The 10,568-nt window shown below is 69.8% G+C and carries 7 protein-coding genes; 5 read left to right on the forward strand and 2 right to left on the reverse strand.

Annotation, left to right across the window (positions count from 1 at the left end; genetic code table 11):
- Positions 1-195: 195 nt before the first annotated feature.
- The gene (locus CCS38_RS33735; RefSeq protein ID WP_223737268.1) at positions 196-1,224 is read right to left on the reverse strand and encodes a LacI family DNA-binding transcriptional regulator; all 1,029 of its coding nucleotides are present in this window, start codon (positions 1,222-1,224) and stop codon (positions 196-198) included.
- 141 nt (positions 1,225-1,365) lie between these two features.
- Between CCS38_RS33735 and CCS38_RS33740 the strand changes: the two genes are divergently transcribed.
- The 5 genes from CCS38_RS33740 to CCS38_RS33760 all read left to right on the forward strand — a co-directional run bounded on the left by CCS38_RS33740 (position 1,366) and on the right by CCS38_RS33760 (position 7,877).
- Entirely contained in the window at positions 1,366-2,673 is a 1,308-nt protein-coding gene (locus CCS38_RS33740; protein ID WP_223737271.1) for an ABC transporter substrate-binding protein, read from the forward strand.
- Between the two features lie 31 nt (positions 2,674-2,704).
- Entirely contained in the window at positions 2,705-3,592 is an 888-nt protein-coding gene (locus CCS38_RS33745; protein ID WP_223737272.1) for a carbohydrate ABC transporter permease, read from the forward strand.
- Positions 3,589-4,410, forward strand: coding sequence for a carbohydrate ABC transporter permease (locus CCS38_RS33750; RefSeq protein WP_223737274.1), 822 nt, complete (start codon positions 3,589-3,591; stop codon positions 4,408-4,410). The genes CCS38_RS33745 and CCS38_RS33750 overlap by 4 nt, the downstream gene beginning before the upstream one ends.
- A gap of 8 nt (positions 4,411-4,418) precedes the next feature.
- A complete protein-coding gene (locus CCS38_RS33755; RefSeq protein WP_372457194.1) occupies positions 4,419-6,812 on the forward strand; it encodes a beta-xylosidase/alpha-l-arabinosidase in 2,394 nt (797 codons plus the stop codon).
- 84 nt (positions 6,813-6,896) lie between these two features.
- Positions 6,897-7,877: an acetylxylan esterase gene (locus CCS38_RS33760; protein WP_223737275.1), complete on the forward strand. Its 981-nt coding sequence runs from the start codon at positions 6,897-6,899 to the stop codon at positions 7,875-7,877.
- Here the strand turns inward: CCS38_RS33760 and CCS38_RS33765 are convergent.
- A complete protein-coding gene (locus CCS38_RS33765; RefSeq protein WP_223737277.1) occupies positions 7,872-9,215 on the reverse strand; it encodes a glycoside hydrolase family 10 protein in 1,344 nt (447 codons plus the stop codon). The two genes, CCS38_RS33760 and CCS38_RS33765, sit on opposite strands and share 6 nt — an antisense overlap.
- Between the last annotated feature and the right edge of the window lie 1,353 nt (positions 9,216-10,568).

Genomic DNA, 10,568 nt, shown 5'->3' on the forward strand with positions numbered 1-10,568 from the left:
GGGGCATTGGCGCTGGTGGTGCAGACGGAGCGGGATGCCGTGGGTCGCGGCGGCTCGGACCTGCCGTCCCATGTCCTCCGCCTCCGTGTGTCCTGGCTGCCGTACCGGCACTGGCCGGTCTCGTACTGCTGCTCTGGCGGGCACCGTCCACGAGCACGCCGTAGTCAGGCAGGCACCGGCCACGGCACGCCGTAGTCAGTCTCGGGGCGGCGCCGTGCTCTTTCTGACGACGAGGCTGGTGGCCAGTTCGAGTCTGGTCGTGACCGGTGCCTGCGCCCGTATGCGCAGCAGCATCTGGGTCGCCTCCTCGGCCATCCGCCGCAGTGGCTGGTGCACCGTGGTCAGCGCAGGGCTGGACCAGCGGGCGACCGGTACGTCGTCGTAGCCGACCACGGACAGGTCGTGCGGGACGCGCAGGCCACTGACGCGTGCGGCTTCCAGCGCGCCGAGGGCCTGCAGATCGCTGCCCGAGAAGATGGCGGTCGGTGGGCGGGGGAGCGAGAGCAGTTTCCTGGTTCCCTCGTAGCCGCCTTCGACGTGGAAGTCGCCGTACAGGACGAGATCGGGATCGATCTCCAGGCCCGCCATGCTCATCGCCGAGCGGTAGCCGTCCAGGCGTGCCAGCGAGCAGAGCATGTCCTCGGGGCCGGTGATGATGCCGATGCGGCGGTGTCCGGAGTCGATGAGATGGCGCGTGGCTGCGAGCCCGCCGCTCCAGTTGGCCGAGCCCACCGACGGGACGTCGGGGTCGGGATCGCCGGCGGGGTCGATGATGACGAAGGGGATGGCGCGCGAGCGCAGCTGCTGCTTGACCTCCGCCGGCAGGGCGGAGAAGACCAGGACCACGCCGAGCGGCCGGCGTTGCAGCACCCCTTCGATCCAGTCGGGACCGGGGGCCTGCCGGGTTCCGCTCTCGGTGAGGACGACGCTGGCCCGGTGGGCCTTGGCCACGTTCTCCACTCCGCGGATCAGCTCCATCGCCCAGATGCTGTCCAGCTCGTGGAAGACCAGCTCGATGAGTGGTGCCTCCTGAGCCGAGCGGGTCGTGCGCCGGTAGGCGTGTGCCTCCAGCAGGCGTTCCACCTTGAGCCTGGTCGGTGTGGCGACGTCCTGCCGCCCGTTGAGGACTTTCGAAACTGTCGAGAGGGAAACCCCGGCCTGCTTCGCCACCTGGGCCAACGTGACACGGCCCGACTCCTCGTCATCGCGCATGGTGAGGAGCATAGAGCACCGACAACTGCGGGCGCAGCGTCACAAGTTGATAACTCGCCGACCGAGGGTTGACCCGCCCAAGCGGGGAGTCCTAGCGTCCCGACGCGTGAAGTTTCGGAAATAGCTTCGAAAAACTTTCGAAAGGTGGGGGCGATGAGACGACGCGCACGGTTCCTGCGGAACGCCGCTGTCGGCGGTGCCGCGCTGAGCCTGACGCTCACCCTGTCGGCGTGCGGCGGGGGCGCCGCATCGGCGGGCAGGGACGACGGCAAGATCCACGTCCTGGTGTACGGCGACAGCGCGAACAAGGTGGAGAAGCGGATCATCGCCACCTTCAACAGGACATCGAAGGTGAAGGCCGTCCTGGACACCATCCCGGGCGCCGACTACCAGGCCAAGCTGCAGACCGTCATCAACAGCAAGCAGGCCCCCGACGTCTTCTTCAACTGGGGCGGCGGCAGCATCAAACCGTTCGTCGATGCCGGACTCCTCATGCCGCTGGATCAGTTCATCACGAAGGATCCCGACCTGAAGGACAAGTTCCTGCCCTCCGTGTTCGAGAGCGCCGAGGTGAACGGGAAGCCGTATGGCGTCCCGATGCGCGGCACCCAGCCCGTGCTGCTGTTCCACAACAAGAAGGTGCTGAAGGAGGCCGGTGTCGAGCCGCCGAAGACCTGGGACGACCTGCTGGCGGCGGTCGGGAAGCTCAAGGCGGAGGGCGTCACGCCGATCGCCCTGGGCGGCGGCGACAAGTGGCCCACGCTCATGTGGTTCGAGTACCTCTACGACCGGGTGGCCGGCCCCGGGCTGTTCCAGAAGGCGCTGGGCGGGGACAAGGACGCCTGGGCGAGCGCCGACAGCAGGAAGGCCCTCGGCATGCTCAAGGACCTGGTGGACGCCGGAGCCTTCGGCACGAACTACGACTCGGTGAAATTCACCGACCAGGGCTCACCCACCCTCCTGGCCACGGGGAAGGCCGGATTCGAGCTGATGGGCTCGTGGGAGTACTCCACCCAGCAGGACAGCCACCCCGACTTCGCCGCACATGACCTCGGTTACGGCACCTTCCCGTCGGTCGGCGGCGGCAAGGGCGACCCGGACAACCTCGTCGGCAACACCAACAACTTCTACTCGGTGCTGAAGAAGACCAAGCACCCGGAGGCGGTCGCGGAGTTCCTGAAACTCCAGTACTCGGACGAGTTCGTCAAGGCCCAGCTCGGCATCGGCAACCTGCCCACCACCACGACCACCGACAAGTTCCTCGACGCCGCCGCCGACCCGGACTTCGCCCGCTACCAGTACGACAAGGTCGAGAAGGCACCCGCCTTCCAGCTCTCATGGGACCAGGCGTACCCGCAGACGGCGACGGTCGGCATGCACCAGGCCGTTCAGCAGTTCCTCAACGGTGGGCTCGACGAGGACGGGTTCATCAAGGCCATGCAGGCCCTGCCCACGTCCTGACCGCGCCGACCACCGACTTGGAACCCCTCTCATGACCCCCACCGCCACCGGCGTCAGCCGTCCAGGCTTCGCCTGGGCGGCACCCGCCGCCGTCTTCTTCGGCCTCTTCGCGCTCCTCCCGCTCGTCCTGGTCGCCGTGCTCTCCTTCGCCCACTGGGACGGGCTGAGCGCCCCGCGGTTCACCGGGCTCGACAACTGGAGCAAGCTGTTCGACGACCCCGTCATGCTCAAGAGCCTCGGGCTGAGCGTCCTGCTCACCGGCCTCGGCGTCGCCGTCCAGACGCCGCTGAGCATCCTGCTCGGCGTCTGGGCGGCGGGCCCCCAGCGCAACCGGGCCGTCCTCTCCGCCATCTACTTCGTCCCGCTGCTGCTGTCGGCGGCGGCCGTGTCCGTGCTGTGGCGCGCCGTCCTGGACCCCAACTTCGGGGTACCCGCACACGCCGAGTGGCTTTTCGGCGACGGCAACCTCTTCGGTGCGCAGAGCAGCGCCATCGGCGTCCTCGTCTTCGTGAGCGCCTGGCAGTTCACACCGCTGCACACGCTCATCTACCAGGGAGCGGCCCGCGCGGTACCCCGAGTCCTCTACCAGGCGGCCCAGATCGACGGCGCGGGCAGGTTCCGGCAGTTCTTCCACATCACACTGCCGCAGCTGCGCAACAGCATCATCACCTCCACGATCCTGATGGTGGTGGGCGGCCTGACGACCTTCGACACCGTCCTCATCCTCACGCAGGGCGGCCCCGGCACCGACACCACCATCAGCGCCTACTACATGTACCAAAAGGCGTTCAAGAACTTCGACTACGGCACGGCCTCGGCGATCGGCGTGCTGCTCGTCCTGGTCGCCACGGTCATCTCGCTGATCGTGGTGCGCCTCTCGGGCTACGACAGGATGCGCAGCAGGATGGAGGGCCTGTGAGCAAGCGCCGCCCCAACCACCTCGCCGGCTTCGGCTCGCTGATCTGGCTCTTCCTGGTCGGACTGCCGCTGTACGCCATGCTGGTCGCCACGTTCCAGTCGCGGGCCGACTACGCGGAGAACGGGCCGCTGGCCCTGCCGAAGACCTTCACGCTCGACAACTACATCAAGGACTTCCAGAGCGGATTCGGGCAGTACTTCCTCAACACCGCCCTCGTCACCGTGTGCGTCGTGGGCATCGTCGTGCTCCTCGTGCCGCCGCTGTCGTACGCCATCGTGCGCAGCCGCAGCAGGGTGACGCACACGGTCTTCCGGCTGTTCCTGCTCGGCCTCGCCATCCCCTCCCAGGCCGTCATCGTGCCCATGTTCTACGTCATGAGTGAGGCCGGGCTCTACGACAACCTCATCGGCGTCATCCTGCCGACCGCCGCCTTCGCCATGCCGGTGTGCGCCCTGATCCTCAGCGGCGTGATGCGTGACATCACACCGGAGCTGTACGAGGCGATGACGATGGACGGCGCGTCCTCCCGGCGCGTCTTCTTCCAACTGGTCCTGCCGCTCTCCCGCAGCGGCCTCTCGACGATCATCGTCTTCTCCGCCCTGCAGGCATGGAACGGATTCCTCTTCCCCCTGGTGCTCACACAGTCCGCCGACACCAAGGTCATCACCATGGGCCTCTACGACTTCCAGACCGAGCACGGGGTCGACATCCCGGGTCTGCTCGCCGCGGTCGTCCTGTCCATGCTCCCCATCCTGCTCGTTTATCTGTTCGCCCGCCGCGCCCTGGTCCAGGGCCTGATGGGCGTCGGAGGAAAGTGACCGGCCACATGCCCGCACAGACCGAACGAACCGAAGACACCCGGGTCCCGTTGTGGCAGGACGCGGCCCGCGATCCGGCGGAGCGGGCCGACGCCCTGCTCGCCGAGATGACACTGGAGGAGAAGACGGCCCAGCTCTTCGGGGTCTGGGTCGGCGCCTCCGCCGAGGGCGCCGAAGTCGCCCCGCACCAGCACGACATGGAGGAGCCGGCACCCCTCGACGACCTGCTGCCCCACGGCCTCGGCCAGCTGACCCGACCATTCGGCACCACCCCCGTCGACCCCGCGCTCGGCGCGCTGTCACTGTTGCGCACCCAGCGCAGAATTGCCGCCGCGAACCGCTTCGGCATCCCGGCGCTGGCACACGAGGAATGCCTCGCGGGCTTTGCCGCCTGGGGCGCGACCGCCTACCCCGTACCCCTCTCCTGGGGCGCCACCTTCAACCCCGGGCTCATCCACGAGATGGCTGCGGCGATCGGCCGTGACCTGCGCGCGGTCGGCGTCCACCAGGGCCTCGCGCCCGTCCTGGACGTCGTGCGCGACGCCCGCTGGGGGCGGGTCGAGGAAACCATCGGAGAGGATCCCTACCTCGTCGGTACCATCGGCACCGCCTACGTACGCGGCCTGGAGTCCGCCGGCGTTGTCGCCACCCTCAAGCACTTCGCCGGATACTCCGCCTCCCGCGCGGGACGCAACCTGGCGCCCGTCGGCATGGGCTCCAGAGAACGCGCCGACGTCATCCTGCCGCCGTTCGAGATGGCCGTACGGGAGAGCGGTGTCCGTTCGGTGATGCACGCCTACACCGACACCGACGGCATCCCCTCCGCGGCCGATGACCGGCTGCTCACCGGCCTGCTCCGGGACACCTGGGGCTTCGAGGGAACAGTCGTCGCCGACTACTTCGGCATCGCCTTCCTGCAGACTCTGCACGGGGTCGCCGGCAGTCTCGGCGAAGCCGCCGCCGCGGCGCTCACCGCGGGCGTCGACGTCGAACTGCCCACCGTGAAGGCGTTCGGCGCACCACTGCGCGCGGCGCTCGCCGACGGCCTGGTCCCCGAGGCGGCCGTGGACCGCGCCGTGCGCCGGGTCCTGATCCAGAAAGCCCAGCTGGGACTGCTGGACGCCGACTGGGACCCGACACCGGCGGCCCTCGCCGGAACGGATGTGGACACGGACGCGGCGGACCTGCGCGGCACGGTCGACCTCGACACGGCGGACAACCGCGCCCTGGCCCGCCGCATCGCGGAGCAGGCCGTCGTTCTGCTCCGCAACGACGGCACACTGCCCCTCGGACCCGGCCGGGCCCCGGCGCGCATCGCGCTGATCGGCCCCAACGCCGACACACCGACGGCGGTCCTCGGCTGCTACTCCTTCCCCGTGCACGTGGGCAGCCAGCACCCGGAGGTGCCCGCCGGCATCGAACTGCCCACCCTGCGCGAAGCACTGGCCGCCGAGTTCCCGGACAGCGAGATCGTCACCGCGTCCGGTACCACCGTCGACGGCAGCGGCACCGACGGCTTCGCCGAGGCCGCCGAGCTGGCCCGCGGCGCCGACCTGGTGATCGCCGCACTCGGCGACCGGGCCGGGCTCTTCGGCCGCGGCAGCAGCGGCGAGGGCTGCGACGCCGGCTCCCTGGCCCTGCCCGGAGTACAGCAGCAGCTGCTCGACACGCTGCTGGACACCGGCACCCCGCTCGTCGTCACCCTGCTCGCCGGCCGGCCCTACGCCCTGGGCCGTGCGGCGACCGAGGCCGCCGCCGTCGTCCAGACGTTCTTCCCCGGTGAGGAGGGGACGACGGCCCTCGCCTCCGTCCTCAGCGGACGCGTTGCCCCGGCGGGCCGGCTCCCCGTCAGCGTGCCCCGGCTCCCGGGCGCACAGCCCTCCACCTACCTCGCACCCCGCCTCGGCCACTCCACCGAGGTCTCCAGCATCGACCCCACCCCCGCCTTCGGCTTCGGCCACGGGCTGACGTACACCACCTTCGAGTGGTCCGGACTCGTCATCGCGCACGAAGAGACCGGCACCGACGGCGCTTTCGAGGTGGCCTGCACCGTGCGCAACACCGGGAAGCGGCCGGGCACCGAGGTCGTCCAGCTGTACCTGCACGACCCCGTCGCCTCCGTCGTCCAGCCCGTCCAGCGCCTCATCGGGTACGTACGCCTCGACCTCGCGCCGGGCGAGGTGGCGGAGGTACGCGCGACCGTCCCCGCCGACCTGGCGTCCTTCACCGGCCGCGACGGACACCGCATCGTCGAACCGGGCGACCTGGAAATGCGGTTCGGCCCCTCCAGCACGGACGCCCTCCTGACGGCCCGGGTCCGGCTCACCGGCCCGGTGCGAACGGTGGACCACCGGCGCCGACTGCACCCGGACTTTCGTGTGACGCAACGTCAGGCACGGTGAGGATCCACCCAACGCAACGTCAGGTGCCCGGCTGCCGGACCGACCGGCGGCCGGGCACGTGCACATGCCACCGAGGAGACGACCGTGCACCACGACCTTCCCGAGCCGGAACTCCGGGCCTACCGCAGCGGCCAGCGCAACCCCACCGACTTCGAAACGTTCTGGCAGGACACCCTGAGCGAGGCCGGAACCCGGCCCGCCGAGGCGGCACTGAACCCGGTCGACACGGGCCTGACCGCCATCGACACCTACGACGTCACCTTCCCCGGTCACGGCGGCGAGCCCGTCAAGGCGTGGCTGCGCCTGCCGCACGGGGCGAGCGGGCCGCTGCCCACCGTCGTCGAGTACGTCGGATACGGCGGCGGGCGCGGCCACGCCCTGGAGAACCTGCTGTGGGCCGGTGCCGGGTTCGCCCACTTTCACATGGACACCCGTGGCCAGGGCTCCGGCTGGTCACGCGGCGACACCCCGGACAGCTGCGCCGCGGGTCCGCAGGTGCCCGGGATGATGACGCGCGGTATCGAGGATCCGCACACCTACTACTACCGGCGCCTGTTCACCGACGCGGTCCGCGCCGTGGACGCCGCACGGGGCCTGCGCGCGGTCGATCCCGGACGCGTCGCCGTGCTCGGGCGGAGCCAGGGCGGGGGAGTGGCACTGGCCGTCGCGGCCCTCGTCCCCGACCTCGCTGCGGTCGTCGCCCACGTGCCGTTCCTGTGCGACTTCCCGCGCGCCGTCACCGTGACCGATGCCGCCCCGTTCCGCGAGATAGCCGACTACCTGGCCGTCCACCGCGACCGCGAGGACCAGGTGCACCGGACGCTCGCCTATTTCGACGGGGTCAACTTCGCCCGCCGGGCCCGCGTGCCGGCCCGCTTCTCGGTGGCCCTGATGGACGACATCGTGCCGCCCTCAACGGTGTTCGCCGCCTACCACGAGTACGGCGGCCCCAAGGAGATCGACGTCTGGCGGTACAACGGCCACGAAGGCGGTGCTGCCGATGACGACGAGGCGGCGCTGCGGTTCCTGCGCGCCCGCCTGCGGGCGGTGCGGCGCGCGTCATGAGGCGGTGCACGCGCCGACGGTGGGCGGCGCGGTGTTGCCGTTGGTCATGACGGTGAACCCGAAGCTGGTCGACGCACCGGCCGCGAGACTGCCGTTGCCCTTCGGCGCCATCGTCATGACGTTGCCGGTGCTGTCCCAGCTCGGCGTGCCGTTCCAGGTGGCGGAGACCTTCTGCCCGGAGGCGACCGTCACCGGCACGCTCCAGCCGCTGATCCCGGACGGGCCGGCCGTCACGGTCACCTTGCCGTTGTAGCGGTCACCCCACTCCTCCTGCTTCGCGTAGGAGACGGTGCAGGTACGGGTGCCACCGCCGCCGCTCGTGCCGCCGAGCGCGGACAGCACGGCGTAGTACGCCGGCTTCTTGCCGTAGTTGTCGTCGAAGAGCAGCGGTGTACCACTGCTGCGCCAGGAGTACTTGTCCGTGATGCCCCACACGGTGATACCCGTGCAGCGGGAGACCGCCAGGCACGCCTTCACCACGTTGCCGTAGCTGGTGGCCTGCGCGGAGCCGGAGCCCTCGATGTCCAGCTCCGTGATCTGCACGTCGACCCCGAGGTCGGCGAAGCGCTGCAGGTTCTGCCGGTAGTCCGCCGGCACGGGGGAATTGCTGTTGAAGTGGCTCTGGAACCCGACGCAGTCGATGGGGACGCCGCGCTGCTTGAAGTCTTTGACCATGGCGTAGACGGCGTTGGACTTCGCGTTCACGCCGTCGGTGTTGTAGTCGTTGTAACAGAGCTTGGCGTTGGGGTCGGCGGCCCGGGCGGTACGGAACGCCTCCTCGATGTAGCCGTTGCCCAGCTTGTCCTGGAAGGGGGAACTGCGCCGCGCCCCGCTGCTGCCGTCCTGGAACGCCTCGTTGACGACGTCCCAGGAGTGGATCGTGCCCTTGTAGTGCTGCATGACCTTGGTGATGTGGTTGTTCATGGCGGTGCGCAGGTCGGTGGCGGACAGGCCGCCCACCCAGCCGGGCAGCTGGGAGTGCCAGACCAGGGTGTGGCCGCGGACCTTCATGCCCTTGTCCCGGGCGTGCGCGACGATCCTGTCGGCGGCGTCGAAGGTGAAGGTGCCGCGAGAGCTCTCCACGGCGTCCCACTTCATCTCGTTCTCCGGTGTCACGGAGGTGAACTCGGCGTCCAGCGTGCTGACGTACGGTGCTTCCCCGAGGTGGTTCGCGGCCACCGCCGCGCCGAAGTAGCGGCCCTGGGCGGCTGCCGCCGTACCGAGGGTACTCGCGGCCTGCGCCGGGCCGGAGAGTGCGACGACGCCCGTTGCGGCGAGCATCCCCGTCGTACTGAGCGCCAGGACTCGGCGCGCGATGCCGGAGGCTCTGCTGTTCATGACTGACCTCTTTCTCTGGTGAGGGGTCGAGAACTTTCGGTGGTGAGCGGGGGGCCTGCCTCCTGCCGGATGGCATGCACCTGCCAATACAGCCAGTACAGAAACCCGAAAGTGAGCATGGTGGGGCATGCCCAGTGGCGGCCGGTGCGGAGCTTCAAGCAGGGGGCCAGGAGCCTGCACAGATCCTGGGGCACAATATGCCGTCGAAACAATCCCGATGAACAGTCGAAAGTTTTCGAATTCGTTCTCCCCGGGCCACCCGCGCCCAGAACCCGGAGCAGGACGCGGAACACCGCCGGCATGCCCACCGCTTCGCAGCCCAAGCGCTCCCTGTGCCCCGCGGTCACCGCGCGACCTTCAGTCTTCACACACCGATGATCTGCGGGTGGCTGTTTCTGTCTCTCGGCTGCCTTGCCAGCGAGATCACGGTCTGCTGCTGGGGTACGGGGTCGCGCGCTTTGGTTGGGGCTTTCTGGGGGGCGGTTTTGGTGTGGGTGGTGGCTGCCCGTTGTGCGCGCGATGTGTGGGGTGCTGCCGGTGGTCGGCGCGGTTTTCGGGGCGTGGCGGTTGCCGGGCCGTGGTCGGTGAGGTGCTGGGGTATGCGGTGGCCGGGTTCGGCTGTGCTGTCTTCGGGGCGGGGCAGTCAGTCGGCGTGGGTGAGTTCGTTGCGGGGGTGTGTGCCGGCCAGGCGCATGCCGCGCTGGAGCCGGCCGGGGGTGGTGTCTGGCGGTGTGTCGGGGGCGACGGCCGGGTGTGTGGTGGCTGCCGTGCGGGCTGTGCGGGCGTCGGTCGGGCGCCGGCGGCGGTCGTCGAGGTCGTGCGGGGCCCTGCGGGTGGCTTCGGCCGGGCGGTTGTCGTCCTGCCAGCGCCCTCGCCGCGCAGGTTCTCCGGGGCCGCCAGGGTGCCGTGGAGGGGATCTGCGGCGCTGTGAGGGCCGAGTTGGGCAGTCGCTTTGCGTCCTGGATTCCTCCAACTGCATTACGGCCGGGTGGGCCCGGCGACACCGTGACCTGCGACGTGCGGGAGGGCCGGCTGGAGTGCGCGGTCATAGCCGGCGACGGTGAGGGAGCGCCGAGCCGGCCACGATTGTCTGATCACGGCCGACTCGTGCTGGTCGGAGCCCTTGGGGGCCGCCGCCGACCGTCGGCGGTCCATCGCTCGTCTGCGGCCGGCTCAGCGAAGTCCCACCGTTCGTCGACAGCACCCGCTGCTAAAAGTTCACTTCCGCGTCTTGCGGGTGCTCGAGGGACCGTCGGCGGGGCATGCGGGAAGCGCCGTCGTCTGCGTCAGGCGACGGTGGCGATGCGTTGGCTTTGGACCTTCAGGAGAGGGGTGTGCGGGCACGGAGGGGGC

This window comes from Streptomyces purpurogeneiscleroticus (assembly GCF_020024005.1).
In the GTDB taxonomy this organism is placed as follows: Bacteria; Actinomycetota; Actinomycetes; order Streptomycetales; family Streptomycetaceae; genus Streptomyces; species Streptomyces purpurogeneiscleroticus.

What these genes read in the sequence shown, in the direction of transcription:
- CCS38_RS33765 (WP_223737277.1), bottom strand. Translation starts at nt 9,215, where the DNA reads ATGAACAGCAGAGCCTCCGGCATCGCGCGCCGAGTCCTGGCGCTCAGT.
- CCS38_RS33745 (WP_223737272.1), top strand. Translation starts at nt 2,705, where the DNA reads ATGACCCCCACCGCCACCGGCGTCAGCCGTCCAGGCTTCGCCTGGGCG.
- CCS38_RS33740 (WP_223737271.1), top strand. Translation starts at nt 1,366, where the DNA reads ATGAGACGACGCGCACGGTTCCTGCGGAACGCCGCTGTCGGCGGTGCC.
- CCS38_RS33755 (WP_372457194.1), top strand. Translation starts at nt 4,419, where the DNA reads ATGCCCGCACAGACCGAACGAACCGAAGACACCCGGGTCCCGTTGTGG.
- CCS38_RS33735 (WP_223737268.1), bottom strand. Translation starts at nt 1,224, where the DNA reads ATGCTCCTCACCATGCGCGATGACGAGGAGTCGGGCCGTGTCACGTTG.